The sequence below is a fragment of the Streptomyces sp. enrichment culture genome (assembly GCF_964272855.1).
Classification (GTDB): Bacteria; Actinomycetota; Actinomycetes; order Streptomycetales; family Streptomycetaceae; genus Streptomyces.
In genome coordinates this window covers 8,687,624-8,707,114 of record NZ_OZ186847.1, presented here as the reverse complement: position 1 = coordinate 8,707,114, position 19,491 = coordinate 8,687,624, and the positions used below count along the sequence as shown (strand labels likewise).

Here is a 19,491-nt window from a genome sequence, read left to right as displayed (position 1 = left end):
GGTCCGGTGCCTGGCCGGGGTCGCGAGCTGCCCAACGCATGCCTGGACGAAGGGCGGCACCGCCACCGCGCTCACCATGCTTGCCGACCAGCGCGTTGGCGCCGGGCTCAGTATCGACGGTCCGATGCAGCCGACCATCACCACCGACCTGGACCGGCCGTTCATGATGATGACCGCCTCGTTTACCCGGGCTGCCATGCCGGACGTCGCCGAGTTCCGGACACACCTTCGCGGTCGGCAGCTGAACATCCAGGCCGACGGGGCCATCCACAAGACGTACGGCGACGACGCGACACCGATCCCGCAAGCGGGCAACGTCCTCGGCATGACGAGCCAGCAGATCCAGGACGTGATCGGCACCCTCGATCCGGCCCGGGCGGTCCGGATCCAGCAGGCCTACCCGCTCGCGTTCTTCGACCTACACCTGCGACACCGCCGGGGACAGTGCTCGACGGCCCGAGCGCGGCCTTCCCAGAGGTGAAGTTCCTCCCGTGAGAAGCGTCGGGCCGCGCATTGCGCGTCCGCCCAAGACTCCCAGGAATGCCGTCGCCATCCGGGCGCGGCTTTCGCAAGGCCGGCTGTCCGCGCAGCCCTTCCGTCGCGCGATCGGCGCTCCTACCGCTCGCCGTCGTCCTCCCCGCCGGTCGAGGGCTCGGGTTGCGGCCTGCGGCCGGCCTCCTGTGGGCGGAAAAACGTGTAGCGGCCGAGGAAGTTGATGTGGTCGAACTGCAGCGGTGACAGGCGAGCCGGCAGGTCGTCGGTGACGGGGAAGCCGTCAGCGGCGAGCTGCTTGGCCGCCCCGTCCAGGTAGAGGCTGTTCCACAGCACCACGGCGTTCAGGGCCAAGCCAAGGGCGCCGAGCCGGTCCTCCATACCCTCGCGGTAGTTCTGCCGCAGCTCGCCGCGCTGACCGAAGAAGATCCTGCGGGCCAGACGATGGCGGGCCTCGGTGATGTTCAGCTGCTTGACGATCATGCGGCGGCAGCCGTCGTCGGAGACGAACTGCAGCAGGTGCAGGGTCTTGAAGATCCGCCCGTAGTGGGCGAACGCTTACCCACGCCTGCACTCAAGTGCAGCGAGCCACTGTGCTCAGCGTTGGGTGGCTCCGCGAGCTACGCGAAGCCTGCCCTCACCGACTGGACGCCGTTTCCGCCGCCTCCGGACGCTCTGCTGCCTGGCCCCGACCGTCAGCTTGATGGCTCGCTCAGCAAGGTCCGCGCCTTGCGTTCGACCAGCACGGGTACGAAATCGCGCACCGGACGGTCCGCGAACGACGCGTAAGCCTCGACTACGGCCGCCTCAACCTCAGCCGGGCTGTGAGTCGCGCTGAAAGCGTTCTTCAGGCGCTCCACAACGGCCTGGATGGCGTCGTCCTCGCGTGCCGTGTCAGCCACCGTGCCACCTGCCTGCCTGGAGGAGTGCTCATCAGTCTCGGCTGAGATTCTCGCGCGGATGTACCGCGCCATGGTGATCATTTGCCTTCCGCTCGCGGCGTGTCGCCCCGAAGCGGCCAAGCCTGGTGTGCCTGGAGGGCGAGGCTGACCAAGGTCATGAGCAGGTCGACATCCGCGGCGCCCTGAAGGCGCAGCGTCACCCATTGCGAGCCGTTCACCAGCCGGGCGGCGCCGGATCCTATGAGGTGTTCTTCGAATCGGCGGATGGCCCTGGCCGTGAGGTGCAGGTCAACGTCTATGTCGGAATGAAATGAAAGTGGGCGATCTCGCCGTGGGCCGAACGCAGGGCCCGCCCAATGCCGCAGCTCGGCTCTGCCTCGGTGAGGTCGGGCCAAGTCACCAGTTGCGCGAGAGCACGCGCCGCCAACGTCATGCGCCCATCATGACCAGCTCATCCCTCAGCCACCGCACATCCACCTCACGCACCACGCCGCGACCGTAACCCGAAAATCCAAGCCGCACGCCCGCCCAGCCACCGGACCGCCGTGTCGGCGGATGCGCCCGTCACCAGGCGTGTTCCTCGAATGCAAGCCCCCCTGCGTCGAGGCCGGGCCAGTACCGATGAGCACCGCTCGCAAAACGCTGGCGACCAGGCATCGGGCCCGCCCCACCACGGTGGGCAGCGTGCCGCGGCAGCCACTGCGCCACCGCGCCTCCCCGGAGCTTCTCAATCAGCTGCTCCACTTCGGAATCGCGCAGTTCAGAAGTCGGCGAAGGATCATCCAGCGCGGTGCACGTCCACTGCAGCCCCGCGCATCGGCAGGCACAAGAGCGGGCGGTTCAGTGCCGCGCGCCATGGTCGTGGCCAGCGCGATGGTGCAGCCGGGCGGCCAGGACTGCCACGTCGTCCTCGGCGTGGCCGGCATCGAGGCGGGCGAGCATGGTGTCCAGGACGTCCTCGGCACCCGCGCCGGCTTCGACGCCGACGCGGGACAGCCGAGCCAGTGACTGGTCGATGTCCTCGCCGCGACGCTCGACGAGCCCGTCGGTGAACAGCATCAGTGTCTCGGAGGATTCCAGCCGGTAGGTGGCCGGTTCGTAGCCCCCAAGGCCGGTGCCCACGGGCGGGCCGACCGGGATCGGCAACAGTGAGGTGCGGCCCTGTCCGTCGATCACGGCTGGGGGCAGGTGTCCGGCGCTGGCCAGCGTCACCTGGCCGCGGTTGGGATCGACGCGCGCGATCAGGCAGGTAGCCGGTCGGCGGTCGGACTCCCTGGAGGCGATGTCGTCGAGTTGGCGTAGTACGCGGTGCGGTGGCAGGTCGGCGGAGGCGATGTAGCGCAGGGAGGAGCGGTAGGCGGTCATGTCGACGGCGGCCTCCAGGCCGTGTCCCATGACGTCGCCGACGACGAGCAGGGTCCGGCCGAAGTGCAGTCGGACGGTCTCGCACCAGTCGCCGCCGACCACGGTGCTCTGCCCGACCGGCAGATAGCGGACGGCGACGTCGAGGTTCGGGTGCGGGCGGCCTGGTTCCGCGACCAGGGCGCGCTGTAGCTTGTCGACGATGCCGCTGACCTGGTCGTGGTCCCGGGCGTGTCGGATGTGTGAGGCGGCGTGCTCGGCGAGGAAGGTGAGGAGTGCCGTCTCCAGGCGGGTGAACGGGGCGCCGTCCCGGGCGCACACCAGCATGCCGTAGTGGTGCCGGTTGGTGGCCAGTGGCACGCACAGGGTGTGGGGCCCGCCGGACGCCGCGCCAGCAGCCACGTCCTCGCCCAGGCGCGGCGCCTCCTGTCTCACGGATGTGGCCCACCGGGCATCAGGCAGCACGGCCGGGTTCCCGCTGACGGCTTCGTACTCGACGCCAGCCTGTGCTCTGAGCCGCAGTAGCGCCGCCGTGCCGCCCGCCTGCCTGGCGGCCTCACGAGTCAGCTCCCCGCACGTGGTGTCCTCGTCCAGTGTGGTGCCGACTCGAGCCGCTGCAGTACGCAGCGCGGCCAGCTGGGATGACACGCCGAGGTCCTGGGCGGGCACGCTCCGGGGCGCGTCGGGCTCCTCCGCCGCCAGTCTTCGAAACGACTGGAACCACGCCATCACACCGAACACCCCAAAATAGGAACAAACAGACATACAAAATAGAGGCTACCCGACGTCGAACACCCCGCTTGAACAGCGTGCGAGGTAGTGACACGGCACGGTCCGCCGGAGCGGGCCGCGAGGCGGGATGCCCGCCAGTGCCAGAGTCATCAGGGGCGAAGGTCCACACAGGGCCGAGTGCTGGCTCATGAGTCCTGGCCTGCCAACCTGCACAACTGGTGGGCGGCCGAGGACGACGGCGGGTCCGCACGCCGTCCACGGGGTGCGGACCCCCCGTCGTTCTGGGTGGGCACGCGTCATGACGTCGCCGTCTGTGCGGGCCTCCCGGGCTCCCTCCACTCGGTGGCGGCCTGCTGGCCCTGTTCGCGCTCGGTGCGGTCCCGCTCGATGCGGTCGTGTTCGGCGTGTTGCCGTGCGGCCTGCTCGCGGGTGATCACTTCGGTGGCGGCGCCGACGGCGAGCGCGATCGGCCACTCGAGGATCTCGACCGCGGCCATGGCGCCGAGGGCGCCGTAGAAGGCCAGCTTGCGGGGCGAAGGCAGGAGCGAGGTCGCCGTGGACGTGGCCGTACGCATGTCGCGGAACATGTCGCCCGGGGTCACGTACGGGATGGGAACTCGGGGGTGCGCGGTGTGCAGATGCATCACCTTGCCGCCCGCGTGCGTCTCCTGGGCGGGGGTTTCTCCGGCCTGGGTCTCGGCCTGGGGCTGGGGCGGCTGCTGTTCTTGCTGGGGCTGTGGCTGGGTATGTGCGGGAATCATCTTCCACCTCCCGTGTGGGCTGGGAAGTGTGGTGGGTCGACTTCCAGGTTAGTTCCGTGCCTGGCCCGGCGTACGCAGTCAGGCGTGGGCCGCCGCCGGACGCCCGCTCGCGGCGAACGTCTTCCAGAGCTGCATGGACAAACGCACCAGGGCGGCCTCGATCAGGGCGATGGCGACCTGGGTCAGAATCGTGGTGAGGATGTGCGGCATGGCGAGCCGCCTTTCATGAGCGGTGTGCAAGGTGCTGGGGACCAGCCGGTTGTCCGGTCTCATGCCATTTGAGAGTCCGATGTCATCCGGGAGGCTGCACCCGGGTGGCCTGCGGGTGAACTTTCACCGCCGCACCGGTACCGGTGGCGCGCCGCATCACGGCGGGCACCAGGACCGACGCCGCCGCCGAGGCCAGCGCGATCGTCCAGCCCGTGGGGCCCAGTGGCCGGTTGCCGAAGAAGTGACTGAGCCCGGGAACGCTCACCACCACGCCCAGCACCACCAGGGACCCGACGGCGGCCGCGGCGACCACCCGGTCGCGGCCCGCGTCCTGCAGCGTCTGGAGTAGCTGGGAGGAGATCAGGGCGGCCAGGGCGACGGTGTCGGCGTGCGCCCGGGTGCCGGTCGCCCGGGCCAGCACCCAGGCGGCGGTGGCGGCGGCCGCGGTGACGGTGGCGCGCAGTTGGAGGTGGCGGGTCAGGGCCTTGCCGAGGGAGGCTTCGGGGCCCTCCGCGAGCAGGCGTTCGGTGTGGTCGGCGGGCGGCCGGGCGGCGATGGCCATGGCGGGCAGCATGTCGGTGAGCAGGTTGACCAGCAGCAGCTGGCGTGCGTTGAGCGCGCTGCGCCCGGTGAGCAGCGTGGTCGCCAGGACGAAGGCGATCTCGCCCAGGTTGCCGCCGAGCAGGATGCCCAGCGCCTTGCGTACCGAGGCCCACATGGCCCGGCCCTCGACGAAGGCGTCGACGATGGTCTCGATGCGGTCGTCGGTGACGACCACGTCGGCGGCGGTGCGGGCCGCCGGGGTGGCCCGCGAGCCGAGGGCGATGCCGACGTCGGCGATGCGGATGGCGGGCGCGTCGTTGGCGCCGTCGCCGGTGACGGCGACCACGCGCCCGGCCGCGCGCAGGGCGCTGACGATCCGGACCTTGTGCGCCGGCGTGGTCCGGGCGAACACCGTGATGTCCGGCAGGGTCTCGGCGAGGGCCGCGTCGTCGAGGGCGTCCAGCTCCGCCCCGGTCATCAGCCGCGGCTCCTCCTCGGGCCGCAGCTCCCGGGCGATCGCGGCGGCGGTGCTCGGGTGGTCACCGGTGACCATGACGATGCGCACCCCGGCCCGCGTCAGCCGGTCCACGCTCTCGGCGGCGGTGGCCCGCACCGGGTCCGCCAGGCCCAGCAGGCCTAGCAGACACAGCCCGTCGACGCTCTCGTCGTCGAGTTCCGCCGCGGCAGCGGGCGCCTGCGCGGGCGGGATGCGCTCGGCGACCGCCAGGACCCGCAGGCCGCGCCGGGCGAGCCGGTCGATCTCCGCCTCGATCTGCGTCTGCCGCTCGTCGTCGAACGGCTCGGTGCTCTCACCCCGGCGGACGGTCTCGCAGCGGGCCAGTACGACCTCCGGGGCGCCCTTGACCACGACCCGCGCCTCGGTATCGGCCCGGCCCAGCACAGCGTGGTAGCCGCGGCCCGGCTCGAACGGCAGCTCCGCGAGCTGCTCCCAGGTGTCCGAGCCGAGCCCGGCGGCCCTGGCCGGGGCGGCACCGAGCAGCTCGGCGCCCGCGGCGATGGCCCGGTCGGTGGGGTGGGCGAGGGACGCGGCCGGTCCCGGCGGACCGGCCAGGGCCGCCGTGGCCAGGATCCGGCGCAGCGCCGGGGTGAGCCGGTCGGGCGGTCGGCGCTCGAGGCCGTCGGACACCTGCTGCAGACTGATCCGGCCCTCGGTGAGCGTGCCCGTCTTGTCGAAGCACAGCACGTCGGTGCGGCCCAGCGCCTCAATGGTGGAGGCGCTGCGCACGAGCGTGTCCCGGGTGGACAGCCGACGGGCGGCGGCCAGCTCGGCGACCGTGGCGATGAACGGCAGCCCCTCCGGTACGGCCGCCACGCACAGGCTGACCGCGGAGCCCAGGGCGGCGCCCAGCGGCCGCCGGCGCAGCAGGTCGATGGCGAACAGCACGACACCCGCCGCGACGGACAACGGCAAGAACCAGCGGCCCAGTGCCTTCAGCCGCCGCTCCACACCGCTCTCCGGCGGCCCGCCCTCGGGGGCCGCCTCGGCCGCACTGCCGGCCTCGGTGGCGGTCCCCGTGGCGACGACGACGGCCAGCGCCTCGCCGGCCGCCACCGTCGTGCCCTGGTAGAGCATGGAGGTGCGGTCCGCGACCGCGCGGGCCGCGGTCGGTGCGGCGTTCTTCAGGACGGGCAGCGACTCACCGGTCAGACTGGACTCGTCGACCTCCAGGCCCGTCGCCCGCACCACCCGGCAGTCCGCCGGCACCGCATCCCCGGCCCGCAGCTCGATCACATCACCGCGCACCAGGTGTTCGCCGGCCGCCCAGGCCGCCACCGCCCGGTCGGGCCGGCGTACCCGCACCCGCGCCGAGGTGGCCTCGACCAGCCGCTCCGCCTCCCGGTCGGCCTTCTGCTGCTGCACGCCGCCGACCAGCGCATCCACGCCGAGCACCCCGCCAATGAGCACGGCGTCCAGCACGGAGCCGAGCGCCGCCGAGAGTCCGCCGCCCACCGCGAGGATGGGGGTGAGCGGGTTGGCCAGCTCCTCCGCAACCCGGCCCACCAGGGTGACGGCTCCCTCGCGCCGGTCATGGCCCGTGAGCTGCCGGCGCCGGACGGCCTCGGCCTCGTCCAGCCCCCGGGACGACGTACCGAGCCGGGACATCACCTGACGTACCGTCATGGCGTGCCAGGGCGTGCGCTCGACGGCGGCCGGCACCGGGCGCCCGTGCAAGCGCCACCCCGCCCAGAAGCCCGCCGCGATCCCGGCGATGGTCACCGTGTCGGTCATCAGGCGGGCTCGCACCCAGGCACGCGGGCGGGGCACCAGGAGCCCCAGGGCCGCGCCGGCCACAGCGCCGCCGGCCTCCAGCCGGGTGCACAGCCTGCTGATCCGCCGGGCCTCCGGCAGGGCCGTCAGCAACAGGTGGACGACATCGGGCGGGGCGGCGACATCGGCGTCCCACGGCACGTGCCGGGGGCTGGTGGCCACTCCGATGCCCAGGTCGGCACGGACCAGGGCGCGCCGAGTCCGCGCCGAGACCACCGCAACACCGTGGCCGTCCGCCTGCAAGGAGCGGACCAGGGCGGCTGTGCGGCGGTGCCCGGTGGGCGCGGCTTCGGCAAGCCCGAACCGGCGGTGCAGCCCGGGCGGACCCCCTACCAGCCGCACCCGGCCGCACTCCCGCGCCGCACGCACCAAGTGGTGGGCGAGCGGATGAAGTTGCGGGACCAGAGCCGCTACCGCAACCGGCCTGCCCTCCCGCACGACGAGCATGACCTGCGCACCCTCCTCGGCCCACCGGCAGGTCAGGGCGGCCGTCTCGGCGGGTACGACGGCGCTGTTCGCGGCCTTATCCGGCGCGCCGTCGGGGGCCCTGCCCGGGACGGTGTCCGCGTCGGTGAACGGCCGCAGCTCCCAGCCTCCCTGCCGTCGGGTCCGCAGCGGGCCGACACCGTGCCCGGTCCGCCACCTGGTCGGCCCTCCCGGCTCGATCAACTCGTGGATCCGCGCGTGCAGTTCGTCGTCGTCCGCACCGTCCTGCGGGACGCCATGCGCCTTGCCGCTCTCCGGGCCGCCGCCATCGGGCCCGCCGACCGGGCCGCCGGGTGGCGTCAGCCGCGCCAAGCCGTCGACTGTCCAGCCGCCGTCGGCCAGCACCCGGGCGTCGAGGACCACGGTGTCGATCCGGTCCAGGCGGCGCAGCGCCCCCGGCCGCAGCACCAGCGCCCCGCGGTCTGAGACGGCCCGGGCCACCGAGGACGACAACGCCTCCCGTCCGAACCGAGGGCCGCGCGGCGTCCCCGCGATCAACAGCGCCAGCCCCCGGTCATGGTCGGTCGTGCCGAGGGCCGTCAGCCCGTACGCCGCGAGGGACACCGGAGCCGCCACATTGGCGTACCGCTCTCCCGGCCCCGGCGGCAGCGGGGCGGGCCGTACATAGCCGGGCAGCGCGTCGTGACGGTAGGTCCCCTCATGCACGGCCAGCCGCCGCGACCACTCCCCCCACGCCCTGCGGCGGCTCTGCACCTCCGCATACCGGGCCCATGCCAGAACAGCGGCCACCGTGGCGCCCAGCGGCCGAAACGTCAACGTCGCCACCACAAGGTTCGCCACCGCGAAACCCCGCTCAGTAGCCGTCTCACCGAACCGGCGGGCGATGCCCTCACGCAACGGCGGCGCGGACTCCACGAACTGGATCGCCGAGAGCACCACCGGCGGCAGACCCCGCAGCCGCATCACGTCGCCCACCGACGCCACCCCCACCCCCACCACGCCCGCGCCGAGCCGGACAGCCGCCCCGACCCGAGCCCCCGCCGCACCCGGGAAGCCAACCGAGGGCCGCGACCGGCCGGCATCCCCCGTGCGGCGGGCACCCCCGTCTTCCGCCTCCTCGGCGGCGTCCGCAGCGGCGATAAGGCCGGCAACGCGCTGCAGGTCGGTCTCCGGCCCACAACCGACGAACACGCAGCCCAGCGTGCCGTTCACCTCAGCACGGCTCACCCCCCGCTCTTGGCGCAGCGCGGCCTCCAGCCCCCGTGCCGCGCGCGCCGTCCCAGGCCGCCCCAGGCGCCGGACCTCGATCTGCACGCCCCCCAGGGTCTGCCACAGCCGGGGCGTGCGGGGCCGCAGCAGGTGGCCGACGAGGGGCAGCGCCGCCGGTACGGCGGTCAGCCGCTCCACGGCGGAGCGAACCGCGGAGGAGGCGGATGACACTGCCGAGGGCAGTACGGACGCGGGCAGCACGGACCAGGAGAGCACGGAGGACAGCACTGGCCAGGTCACGCGGCCTCCACCATCGGCCGACAAGGGCGTGAGCGGCGCCACGGAGGACGACACCCCCCATCAGTATGTGCACACCCCAGCACGACCGTCCTGCTCAGCAGACCAGCATGCGCCGGACGGGCGAGCGAACACCCACCGACGGTGGGAAGAAGCCGGGTGGGGTTCTCGGCGGCGCGCGCCGGCGGCTGAGTCAGGATCCCGGCACTTGACGGCAGCTACAGTCCTCGCGCTTCGCGGCAGGGCTGCCTGACCTGCTCGCTGATGGAGCGGAACTGTGCGTCCCGGTCCGGATGCCGCTTGCCCTCCAGCGTCTTGGCCTGGGCTCGCCGGCTGAAGCCGTTCTACTTCAGTAGCCGACCCATCGCCATCACCGAGACGAGGTGACTCTTCCGGGTCAGCTCCTGCGCCAGGCGGCGCAGCGATTTCGTCGTCCGGCGAAGCAGTCGGTGTGTCTGCTGCCGGAACGGGCCGCGGTCGCTGCCGCGGTGGCAGAGCTCGGCGAGCGGGTGCGGTGACGGCGGGCGGATGCGGGCGGTGCGCACCGAGGTCGTTGATGCCGTCGAACGACGGGAACTGGCCGGAGAGATGACCGCCGCAGTCGACCGCGAGTACGCCGAAATGCTGGAGCGACTGCCGTCCTTCTCTGCATCCGGTGCACGATCCCGGAGCCTGCCGACCAGGCCGCCCACCGCAAACGGCGCGGGAAGGCCGGCGGGCGGCCTCCGGCCTTCGACCGCGAGGACTACAAGGCCCGGCACGCGGTCGAATGCGGGATCAACCGGCTCAAGCGCAACCGGGCGGTCGCCACCCGGTTCGACAAGCTCGCCGTCCGCTTCGAAGCCACGGTCCTGATCGCCGCGATTGGCGAATGGATATGACGGGCCTGAACGGTCGGTTCCTGCACGAGAACGATGCAGCCTGGCTCACTGCGGGCTGGGACGGGGCACCGCTGCCCTCACGGTCGCGCAGTGGCTTCCCAGGCGGCAGTGACACACCCTTCTTCCCAGTGCCACCACTCCTTCGTCTCGCCGTGTTCCAACACCTCGCGGATTTTCAGCAGCTCTGCCTGCGGCGGGACATCCAAGGCCACCATCCCGAACCGCTCGATGCCTTCGCCCGTCGTGCCGAGGCGATGGAAGACTTCCAGCACGCTCTGCAGGGCGGCGGCTGAGCCGGCGTCCTTCAGCACGATGAGTCGGATGGTGCAGTTCTGCGAAGGCTGCACCGTTTCTCCGGCCCAGAGAACACCGTCGTCATCCGGTTGAACCCGGATGACGTCACCACTGGCGACTCCGCGGACGAACCAGGGAGTGTTGTCCAGCCGCACCGTGCCATCGCCGAGGTCAACCGCCCACAGACTCTCGACACTCGTCGGCGGCCATCCGTCCTCGTCTATCTCCATGCGGAAATGGACCTTCACGTGGTCGTCACTGATGTTCGTCACCGAACCATCATCCGCTTCGCATCCACCAGACCGGACTGCGGAGCACGGAGGTGCGTGTCTCCGGCCCCGACGGGCAGCCCGCGACGATCGCCGACCGCCACCCTCGGAGCAGCGCTCCGCCTCGCCGCGCTCGTGGACCTGGTAACCGTCGTCCTGCTCATGCCGCTGGTCATCACACCGACTGCCTCACCCGGCCGCACCCCGCCCACGACGAGCACACCACCAGCACGGTGTAGGTGGTGGTTGGCCAGATCCGGGCACGGCTGTCAGTGCGACCCAGTACCGTTCTGTCGACAGGATCCGTCGAGGGCTGGGGCTCGAAGTGTCGCTCGCCGTGAGCCCAAGGTGACCAGCACCGCTGAGCTGACGGCCCGTGTCGTCGCCAACCGCCTCGGCGCCCCGCGTGCCACCCCCGCTCGCGGGTGCGCGGCAGGACCAGCGCCTCGCTGGAGCTAGTCATCTCTGGCACAGCGTGCCGACGACCGGATCCTCATCGGCGAGGTTTGCGCGCGCGGACCTGGGGCACTGCCTGAGGGTTGCCCCTGCGCCGCCGGGTGCCCGCAGGGCCGCCCGGCCGCTGGGATATGTTCACGTCCGGGCCCGGCGGGGCGCGGGCTCCGGGGTCCCGGGGCCCGCGCCCCGCGCCCCGTGGGTCCACAATGCCCTATTTGTCATGCACTCACCATGGGTTGCCGTACGCACTGGAGGTCGGTGTGCATCCGCACCGCAGATCCTGGCTCCTCGGGCTGGTCGTCGCCCTCACCGCCGTTCTCGCCGCGCCCACCCCGGCCGCGGCGGTCACCGTCACGCCCGGGGCGGTCTTCAACGACCCCGCGGGCACGGCCGCCGACCAGAACAGGATCCGCGACCACCTCGTCTCGCTCATCGGCGACGCCCCGGCGGGCAGCTCGGTGCGCATGTCGATGTACACCTTCACCGACGGCCCCGTCCGGGACGCGCTGATCGCGGCCAAGAACCGGGGCGTCTCCGTGCAGGTGATCCTCGACCACTTCTCCTCCGAAACCGTGACCGTGGGCGGGGAGCTGGAGACCCTGCGCACCGCGCTGGGCACCGACCGGACCCAGCCCTCGTGGCTGCTGGACTGCGGCAGGAACCGCGGCTGCATCGGCACCCGCCCGCTGACCAAGTCCGACGGCTCGCCGGACTACCCGATCAACCACAACAAGTTCGTCCTCTTCTCCCACACCGGAGGGGCGGACAACGTGGTGGTGCAGACCTCGTTCAACCTGACGACCCACCAGCGCGAACGCCTGCACAACAACGCGGTGACCCTCGTCGACAAGGGCCTCTACGACATCTACCGGGCCTACTTCGACGACCAGGTCGCCCACGCGGCCGGCGCCGGCCTGAGCCACTACTACAAGACGCCGATCAGCACCACGAACCCGGCGTACAAGGCGTACTTCTTCCCGCGCAAGGAGACGTCCGGCACCACCTACCAGACCGACGCCTCCACCGACACGGTCAAGCTGATCCTCGACAAGGTGAACTGCGCGGCGGGCTCCGAGGTGCGCATCGCGGCCAACCTCTTCTACCGGACCCACATCGCCGACAAGATGGTCTCCATGGTGGACGCGGGCTGCTCGGTGATCCTCGCCCACGACAGCGACCCCAACGGCGGCGGCGACGGTGTGAACTCCATGGGCAGGACCGTCGAGGGCATCCTCTCCGGGCAGCTCACCCAGCGCGTGGAGTGCTGGGAGACCCCGCCTGCCGGGCGCACCGGCAACATCGGTCTGCACTCCAAGTACCTGCTGGTCAACGGCACGTACGACGGTGTCGCCGGCAAGAAGATCGTCTGGGCCGGCAGCCACAACTACTCGTACCAGGCGCTGCGGTCGAACGACGAGACGCTGCTGAAGATCGACGACGCCGCTGTCTTCGACCAGTACAAGGCCAACCACGTGCAACTCATGAGCTACTGCGCGGGCAGCTGACCCGCACCGCCGCCGGCCCGTACGGACGGCGGCGGCAACGGCCGGAGGGCCGGGCTCCCATGGGGAACCCGGCCCTCCGGCGCGTGCGGGCGCGGACTACTCGGCCTTGATGGCGTTCAGCATGTTCAGCTTCGCCGCGCTGCGCGCCGACCACATCGCGGCCAGGACACCCACCAGGGCGGCCAGCAGCAGGAAGATCCCGATGCGGTCCCACGGCATGACCATCGCGTACCCCGGGATGGAGTCCTTGAGGGTCTGGCCGATGGCCCAGCCCAGGAAGCTGCCCATCGCGACCCCGACCAGCGCGCCGAAGAGCGAGATCACCACGGCCTCCAGGCGGATCATCCGCTTGACCTGGCGGCGGTCCAGGCCGATGGCCCGCAGCATGCCGATCTCCTGCTGGCGCTCGAAGACGGACATCGCGAGGGTGTTGACGACCCCGAGGGCCGCGATGATCAGGGCCATGGCGAGGAGGCCGTACATGATGTTCAGCATCATGTTGATCATGCCGCCGAACTCGTCGCGGATGTCCTGCTTGTCCATCACCTTGATGCCCCGGACTCAACCCCCGCCACATCAAGTGGAAGCCGCCTGTTCTGGAACTCACCATGGCCGACGGTGCAGACGACGACATTCATCTCTCCGGCCGCGGCCTGCTGCTGATTCCGTCGTTCTTCGGGGTCGCGTCCCCTGTACTGGGCGTGAGCGCCGAACCCCAGCCGTATCTGACCTACCCCATCCGCCGTGACGACACAGACCTCGCTTTGCCGCCAACGGAGACCGCACGGATCCTCAGCACCGTCCCCGACTCCCTGACCACGCTCCTCGGCAACACCCGGGCCATCGTGCTGTGGACCATCGCCCATCATCCCGGCAGCACCACCACCGAACTCGCCATGCCGGTATCTCCCCGGCCAGCGCCAGCCAGCACGCGACCGTTCTACGCACCGCCGGGCTGACCACCACCGTCCGCCACCACAACACCGCCCTCCACACCACGACCCCGCTGGGCACCAGCCTCCTCAACACCACCGCTTGAGACTGCACCGCACATTTCGCGAACGGCGCACTCTCGGCTGCTTTCGCCCTTTACGGTGCGTGAGCTGGACGTTCGGAAACAGGTACTTAGTTCAGAGAAGAGTTCGCCGTGGTCCTGGCGCTGCCCGCCGCGCGCCTGGAGCAGCGCCTCGCGCAGCTGGTCCGCATGCTGCACACCCCCGTCGTCCTCGAGGACGGCCGCACCGTCGGCGTCGCCGCCTCGGTCGGCGCCGCGACCGAGAGCGCGGTCGGCTCCCGCGACCTGACCGTGCTGCAGCGGGCCGCCGACGCGGCCCTGTACGACGGCAAGCACTCGGGCCGCGCGGTCGTCGCCTCGCCCGCACACACCACGGTCGCGTCCGTCAACGGCCGCCGCGCCGGAGGCCTGGGAACGGCAGCATGAGGGCGAGCCGCATGAGCACCGTGACCCTCCCGCAGGGCACCCGGATCCGCGGCATCAGCGTCCAGCAGCCGCACGTCACCTGCATCCTGACCGGCGCCAAGGGCATCGAGAATCGTCCCAAGCCCTGGAGCTGGCGCGGCTGGATGATCCTGCACGCGGGCCAGCGGATCGACCGGCCCGCCCTGCGCGTCCCACACAAGGCATGCGCTGAGGACTGGATCACCGCCAACCTCGTTGAGGCCCGCCTCGGGCGGTCCGCCTCCGACCTCGCGCCGAAGCCCAAGTAGTGTCACTGAGCCGGCGGGGGTGGTCCCGTTCGATGCCCCGACTCGGGGGACGCCCCCGTCCGTGACCGATGGTTGGGCCCCTGCCAGTTTCGGTGCCCCCTGTGTGGTTGCCTCTCGCCGACGTGTGCTTCATCACGAGCAGTTATGTTGTGCGCAATTAAATTGCTGGCTAGCGTCTGGAGTCGACACACCACTCCAGGGAGGAAGCACCATGGATCCCGTCCGCTACAAGGATTACCGCCCCGTCGAACGACCGACGTACCAGCAGGAGCTGGAGGCATTGGTCGCTCAGGTGGCGCAGCGCACCGGTGCGTCGGTCGAGCGCGAGGCCGTCGGCCGCGCCGTCCGCACCGCCCACGGAAAGACCTACGGCCTCCTCAAGGCCACCGTCACGGTCGGTCACAACCGGGGCTTCCACGGACAGGGCATCTTCGCCCGGCCCGCCGTCTACGACGCCGTGGTCCGCTATTCCAACGGTCTGGGCCACCAGCGTCCCGACCACCAGCTCGGCGCGGCGTGCGGGATGGGCATCAAGCTGTTCGGGGTCCCGGGCACCTCACTGCTGGACGACGAACCGGACAGTGGCACCTTCGACCTCAACCTGATCAACAACGAGGTCTTCTTCGCGAACACCGCCTACGACTACATGGTCATCGAGGAGCTGTTCGCCGAGTTGCCCGCGGGCCTGGCGGACCCGGCCCGCCGCAAGACCTGGATGGCGGAGTTCCTGACCCGCCGGGGCACGCTCACCGATCCCGACAGCTGGCTGTGGGACGAACTGTTCGCCATGCTGTCGTTCACCACCGTCCCGCGCAGGAACCTGCTGTCGTACACCTACAACAGCATGGGCGCGTTCCGGTACGGCGACCACATCGCCAAGATCCGCACTGTGCCGACGGCCGAGTCCCTGGCCTCCCTCGCCCACCAGATCTTGGACGTGCGCGCGGACAACGAGGCGTTCCGCCACACCCTGGTCGCCGAGGCCGCGGAACGGGACCACTCCTTCGAGCTCCAGGCGCAGCTCACCACCGATCTGGTGCGGATGCCGGTGGACAACACGTCCGTGAAGTGGCCCGAGGAACTCTCCCCCTGGGTGACCGTCGCCCGCGTGGACCTCCCGCGCCAGGACATCGGCGGGGACGACAACCTGGTGGCCGCCGACGCGACGTCGATCACACCGTGGCGCTCACGCGAGGAGCATCGGCCCATCGGCGAGATCCAGCGGGTGCGCCAGGAGGTGTACCGGCGCTCGTCCATCGAACGGCACCGCATCAACGGACAACAGCGGCGCGAACCGGCCGGCAGCGCCCAACTGCTCGGCTGACCGGCCCAGCCGCACCCGAGAAGCCGTTCCACTCCTCCAGGATGCGCGGCTCGTCCGGGCGGAGGTGTCCGCCGCCGCCGTTAAGTGGGCGGTGCTTGCGGTGGATGTCCAGCGGCGGGCGGCGCCGCTTGTGATAGACCGCGAGCGGGTCGCCGTCGTCGGCGCGGGAGACGGCGCGAGAGGGCTGGCTCGGCGGTCCGGGTCGGGAGTGCTTGCCCATGGTCTCGATGGTCTCAGGCCACAGTCGGCATCGGGCGCGTGGCGTCGGTTACGTGTGCCCGCTCGAGGAGCTGTGCCACGTTTCGCGGCACTTGCGGTTGTGGTGACGGCCGGTGCGGGATCCTGCCTGTGCGGTGGCCGTCCGGGCTGTCCGCATGAGGTGAAGGGGAAGGACGAACGCATGGCGACGCTTGTACCCCCAGCTCAGGCTCCGTGGGCAATGCGGCTGGTCACTGACCGGCTCCCGGCCGGTCCGCCCGCGTACGCCGCGGTGACGCTCGACGCGGCTACGCAGACCGCCCGCTACACGGATGCCGCAGGCCGGGTGGTGGAGATGGGCCGGCACGGCACGTCCAAGACCACGGGCACGGCGTCGGTGTCGGGCGGTGGTGACGGGCAGAGCCCGCAGCCGCAGACGCAGGACGACAACACCACCGACTACGAGTGGGACTGAGGCGGCGATGGCCGGCCTCGTCCTGGTCATCACATCCCTGGAGGACATCGCCGCAGACCGGGTGATCGGTGCGCTCAACGAGCGTGAGGTGCCCGTCATCCGCGTCGACCCGGCCGACATCAGGCCGCAACTGTCGTGGTCACCACTCGCGCGACGGTCTCGAAGGATCTGCTCCTGCGAGCCACGGGAGAGCAGTCCGGGGAGCATGTCGGGCTGCATGTCGCCGGCCACGCGGTGAACGTCGTGTCAGCGGAAGACGGACACCCCGACATCCCACTTCCGGCCACCGCGACGGGTCAGGCCTCCCAGATCTGGTTCGAGCCGACCACGCTCTATCCGGCCGTGAGCACCGCGATCGGCCCCGACGTACTGCTCGACCTATGAGGCCACGACCAGCCCGTCACGATCCGCTCCGCCGACCGCGGCGATCTCACGACCCTGGCCATGCCCGTCAGGTCCGACCACTGCACCTGAGAAGGACGACGAGGAACGAACACTTCATGACCACCGCATCCGACAGCCTCGACCCCACCATGGAAGCAATAGGCCACGCCGTCGCCGAGGGGCGAGCCGGTGGCAGCGCCTTCGCCCGCCAGAAACTGCTGGGCCTGTGGTCCGCGATCGGTGTCACCGGTGACCCGCTGCACCGCTGCACCCTGGCTCACCACCTGGCAGACCTGTACGAAGATGCCGCGCAGGCCCTCGCCTGGGACATCCGGGGCCTGGACGCTGCCGACGCCGTGACCGAGCAGCGCGTCCAGGAGCACCATGCGGGCCTCCACATCGCCGGCTTCTACCCGTCCCTGCACCTCAACCTCGCCGACAACTACCGTCGACTCGGCTCCTTCGAAGCCGCCACCGAGCACATCGACGCGGCCAAGTCGCACGCTCCCGGCCTTCCTCGGAAAACCTACGGTGACCTTCTCCGTGGCGCCGTGCGAGAGGTCGCCGAGGCCATCGTCAGTCGAGACCGGTCCCGGCGTGCCTCTGCCCCTGGTTCCGCCGCGTGACACACACGGCAACGCCCAGCAACGCCCACGGAATGCACCAAGGAGCCCAGGTCGCGCGTGTCACTCCGGATCGTTCCGGATGCCTTGCCCGGCGCTCCCCCCTCTACCTTGTCGTCGGCGCCCGCCAGACCGACAGTCCGGAGTACGGGGAGCAGCGATGCCGACGACCGTCACCACCGAACGCCCGACTGCCACCGTGCTCGGGCAGCAGGAGCGCAAGGTGCTCGCCGCCGTGGGCTGGGGCCTGCGGGACGACGAGATCGGCGCCGCCCTCGGAGTTTCCGAGGGTGCCGTCGCCGAACACCTCGCGCGGATTCTGGTGAAGCTCGGTCTGCGTGACCGGGCCGCCGCCATCGTCCACGCCTTCGACTGCGGGCTGGTCGTGCCCGGGCGTGGGCCGCGTACGCAGTCGGTGAGCCCGGTGTCGCGGACCGCCGCCGGCCGGGTGGGCGGGGCCAAGGTGCGGATTTCCTTGCTCGGGCCGCTGCAGGCTTGGCAGGACGGGCGGCCCCTGGACCTGGGGCATCCTCGCCAGCAGGCCGTACTGGCGGCGCTGGCACTGGGCACGGGACGGAGCCTCAGCCAGCAGGAACTGCTCGATGACGTGTGGGGGATGGAGCCGCCGGCAGGGAACGTGGTGCCGGTGTACGTCTACCGGTTACGCAAGGCCCTGCGGGGCGGGGAGACTCCGGGCGCGGTCATTGAGTTCGCCCGGAGTGGGTACCAGCTGGTGCCCGGGGCGGTCGACGTGGACGTGGCACGTATGGAGGAACTGGTCACCGTCATCGGGGCGGCCGAGCGGGCGGGGGAACCGGCCGAGGCGGTCCGCCTGTGTGCCCAGGCGCTGGAGCTGTTTCGCGGGCAGCCTCTGGCCGGTCTGCCCGGGCCGCTCGCGGAACTGGAGCGGCTGCGGCTCACCGAGCGCAGGATCGCCATCGTACAGCGGAAGTTGGAGTGGCAGCTGCGGCTGGGCCAGGACTCGGAAGCGATCGCCGAGCTGTTCGCCCTGTCCGCGGCGCACCCCCTGAACGAGCCGTTGGCCGCGATGCTGATGCGGGCTCTGTACCGTAACGGCCGGCAGGCCGACGCGTTGACCGTGTTCGATCGCGCCCGCCGCCGTCTCGCCGACGACCTGGGGGTTCCTCCGAGCCGGATGCTGCGGCGGACGCACCAGATGATTCTGTGCGGCGACGAAGCCGGCCTCGGCCTCTCCCCCTCGGCCGGGCGGCCGCGGGCGCGTCGTCATGGTGCGACGAAACGTCGGTGACGCGGTCCCGAACAGCGCGGGCGCTTCACCCCCTGCCAGCGGCACCGGTTTTCCGGGCCGATGAAAGATGGCGAAGCATTCGGCCTTGCACCCTCTCCGATTACCAGGAAGCGGGATACCAGGCGCCGTTGTACCACTCCTCGTTGGCGCTGTCGTTGTGGTGATCCATGTTGAAGTCGTGCGGGTAGTTGTTGACGTGGTTGCCCGGGTAGGTCCAAATGCCGGCGGACTCGTCACAGACGTAGTCCCAGTGGCAGATGGTCTTGACCGGCACGTTTCCGAAGAACCTGTCGGCACCGGCGAGCGGGGCACCGACGAAACCGCCGAACGGCACGGCTCCACCATTGGCTCCGGGCGGGCCCTGGCGCTTGGGATCCGCGATGAGAATGGCGTTGACGTTGCCGAACGTCATCCAGTTCTCGGTGACCCAGATGTGCACCACCGCGGCGCCCAGAGAATAGCCACCCATTTTGACGTGCTGGTCCGGACACGCGGCGCGCTGGTTACGTACCAGCCGGTTCAGCTCGTTGACGCCGGCGCGGGCGCTCGCGCCGTTGGGAATCTGGGTGGGATAGCCGACGTGCTGCTGGATGTTGCCGCTGAAGCCGTCGTTGTTCCACGAACTTCCCGTGCCGCCGACAACGATCGTGTACGTGCCCTCGCAGGAAGCCGCTGTCTGCGCTTGCGCCGCGGATCCCTGCGCCACTGAAAGCCCGGCTGTCAGCACAAGTCCGGCCAGCGCGGCCGCGAACTTTCTTGCCCGCATTCGATACTCCCCATCTAGTCGGCCAAGGTCACCGGACGACAGTGACAGCAGCCGATGAAATCCCGATGAAACC

The 19,491-nt window shown here is 70.8% G+C and carries 16 protein-coding genes and 6 pseudogenes; 11 read left to right on the top strand and 11 right to left on the bottom strand.

The window, feature by feature from the left end:
* Window positions 1–76: 76 nt before the first annotated feature.
* The gene (locus ACSU6L_RS39040) at window positions 77–481 is read left to right on the top strand and encodes a hypothetical protein (RefSeq protein WP_437064394.1); all 405 of its coding nucleotides are present in this window, start codon (window positions 77–79) and stop codon (window positions 479–481) included.
* 134 nt (window positions 482–615) lie between these two features.
* Here the strand turns inward: ACSU6L_RS39040 and ACSU6L_RS39035 are convergent.
* The 8 genes and pseudogenes from ACSU6L_RS39035 to ACSU6L_RS39000 all read right to left on the bottom strand — a co-directional run.
* Window positions 616–1,038: pseudogene (locus ACSU6L_RS39035) on the bottom strand (Tn3 family transposase); the annotation flags it as partial.
* A 149-nt stretch (window positions 1,039–1,187) separates the two neighbouring features.
* Entirely contained in the window at window positions 1,188–1,475 is a 288-nt protein-coding gene (locus tag ACSU6L_RS39030; protein ID WP_437064393.1) for a three-helix bundle dimerization domain-containing protein, read from the bottom strand.
* Window positions 1,472–1,827, bottom strand: a pseudogene (locus ACSU6L_RS39025) (luciferase domain-containing protein). The gene ACSU6L_RS39030 and the pseudogene ACSU6L_RS39025 overlap by 4 nt, the downstream one beginning before the upstream one ends.
* 407 nt (window positions 1,828–2,234) lie before the next feature.
* On the bottom strand, window positions 2,235–3,404 hold the full coding sequence (locus ACSU6L_RS39020; protein WP_437064392.1) for a PP2C family protein-serine/threonine phosphatase: 1,170 nt from the start codon (window positions 3,402–3,404) through the stop codon (window positions 2,235–2,237).
* A 380-nt stretch (window positions 3,405–3,784) separates the two neighbouring features.
* Window positions 3,785–4,249, bottom strand: a complete 465-nt coding sequence (locus tag ACSU6L_RS39015; RefSeq protein WP_437064391.1) for a hypothetical protein — start codon at window positions 4,247–4,249, stop codon at window positions 3,785–3,787.
* Between the two features lie 78 nt (window positions 4,250–4,327).
* On the bottom strand, window positions 4,328–4,522 hold the full coding sequence (locus ACSU6L_RS39010; protein WP_437064390.1) for a hypothetical protein: 195 nt from the start codon (window positions 4,520–4,522) through the stop codon (window positions 4,328–4,330).
* A gap of 19 nt (window positions 4,523–4,541) precedes the next feature.
* Window positions 4,542–9,248: an HAD-IC family P-type ATPase gene (locus tag ACSU6L_RS39005; RefSeq protein WP_437064389.1), complete on the bottom strand. Its 4,707-nt coding sequence runs from the start codon at window positions 9,246–9,248 to the stop codon at window positions 4,542–4,544.
* A 242-nt stretch (window positions 9,249–9,490) separates the two neighbouring features.
* A pseudogene (locus ACSU6L_RS39000) lies at window positions 9,491–9,766 on the bottom strand (ISAzo13-like element transposase-related protein); the annotation flags it as partial.
* Window positions 9,767–9,895: 129 nt separating this feature from the next.
* Between ACSU6L_RS39000 and ACSU6L_RS38995 the strand changes: the two are divergent.
* Window positions 9,896–10,126 (top strand): annotated as a pseudogene (locus tag ACSU6L_RS38995) (IS5 family transposase); the annotation flags it as partial.
* 77 nt (window positions 10,127–10,203) lie between these two features.
* Here ACSU6L_RS38995 and ACSU6L_RS38990 read toward each other — a convergent pair.
* On the bottom strand, window positions 10,204–10,692 hold the full coding sequence (locus ACSU6L_RS38990) for a DUF4265 domain-containing protein (protein ID WP_437064388.1): 489 nt from the start codon (window positions 10,690–10,692) through the stop codon (window positions 10,204–10,206).
* Window positions 10,693–11,381: 689 nt separating this feature from the next.
* Here ACSU6L_RS38990 and ACSU6L_RS38985 point away from each other — a divergent pair.
* A complete protein-coding gene (locus ACSU6L_RS38985; protein ID WP_437064387.1) occupies window positions 11,382–12,650 on the top strand; it encodes a phospholipase D-like domain-containing protein in 1,269 nt (422 codons plus the stop codon).
* Window positions 12,651–12,746: 96 nt separating this feature from the next.
* On the opposite strand, the pseudogene ACSU6L_RS38980 reads toward ACSU6L_RS38985, so the two are convergent.
* Window positions 12,747–13,202 (bottom strand): annotated as a pseudogene (locus ACSU6L_RS38980) (ABC transporter permease); the annotation flags it as partial.
* A gap of 56 nt (window positions 13,203–13,258) precedes the next feature.
* On the opposite strand from ACSU6L_RS38980, the gene ACSU6L_RS38975 reads away from it, so the two are divergent.
* The 8 genes and pseudogenes from ACSU6L_RS38975 to ACSU6L_RS38940 all read left to right on the top strand — a co-directional run bounded on the left by ACSU6L_RS38975 (window position 13,259) and on the right by ACSU6L_RS38940 (window position 18,652).
* Window positions 13,259–13,609 carry a hypothetical protein gene (locus tag ACSU6L_RS38975; RefSeq protein WP_437064386.1) on the top strand — a complete coding sequence of 117 codons (351 nt, stop codon included), beginning with the start codon at window positions 13,259–13,261 and terminating at the stop codon, window positions 13,607–13,609.
* A gap of 188 nt (window positions 13,610–13,797) precedes the next feature.
* Window positions 13,798–14,091 (top strand): hypothetical protein, encoded by a 294-nt coding sequence (locus ACSU6L_RS38970; RefSeq protein WP_437064385.1) that lies wholly within the window; start codon window positions 13,798–13,800, stop codon window positions 14,089–14,091.
* Between the two features lie 11 nt (window positions 14,092–14,102).
* A complete protein-coding gene (locus ACSU6L_RS38965; RefSeq protein WP_437064384.1) occupies window positions 14,103–14,378 on the top strand; it encodes a hypothetical protein in 276 nt (91 codons plus the stop codon).
* Window positions 14,379–14,589: 211 nt separating this feature from the next.
* Window positions 14,590–15,702 carry a catalase family protein gene (locus tag ACSU6L_RS38960; RefSeq protein ID WP_437064383.1) on the top strand — a complete coding sequence of 371 codons (1,113 nt, stop codon included), beginning with the start codon at window positions 14,590–14,592 and terminating at the stop codon, window positions 15,700–15,702.
* Window positions 15,703–16,141: 439 nt separating this feature from the next.
* Window positions 16,142–16,375 (top strand): putative ATP-grasp-modified RiPP, encoded by a 234-nt coding sequence (locus tag ACSU6L_RS38955; RefSeq protein WP_437064382.1) that lies wholly within the window; start codon window positions 16,142–16,144, stop codon window positions 16,373–16,375.
* A 138-nt stretch (window positions 16,376–16,513) separates the two neighbouring features.
* Window positions 16,514–16,849 (top strand): annotated as a pseudogene (locus ACSU6L_RS38950) (MerR family transcriptional regulator); the annotation flags it as partial.
* A gap of 26 nt (window positions 16,850–16,875) precedes the next feature.
* Complete coding sequence (locus ACSU6L_RS38945) at window positions 16,876–17,385, top strand: hypothetical protein (RefSeq protein WP_437064381.1); 510 nt, start codon at window positions 16,876–16,878, stop codon at window positions 17,383–17,385.
* A gap of 157 nt (window positions 17,386–17,542) precedes the next feature.
* Window positions 17,543–18,652, top strand: coding sequence for a BTAD domain-containing putative transcriptional regulator (locus ACSU6L_RS38940; protein ID WP_437064380.1), 1,110 nt, complete (start codon window positions 17,543–17,545; stop codon window positions 18,650–18,652).
* Between the two features lie 100 nt (window positions 18,653–18,752).
* Here the strand turns inward: ACSU6L_RS38940 and ACSU6L_RS38935 are convergent, their stop codons facing one another.
* Window positions 18,753–19,418: a cutinase family protein gene (locus ACSU6L_RS38935; RefSeq protein ID WP_073944971.1), complete on the bottom strand. Its 666-nt coding sequence runs from the start codon at window positions 19,416–19,418 to the stop codon at window positions 18,753–18,755.
* Window positions 19,419–19,491 lie beyond the last annotated feature (73 nt).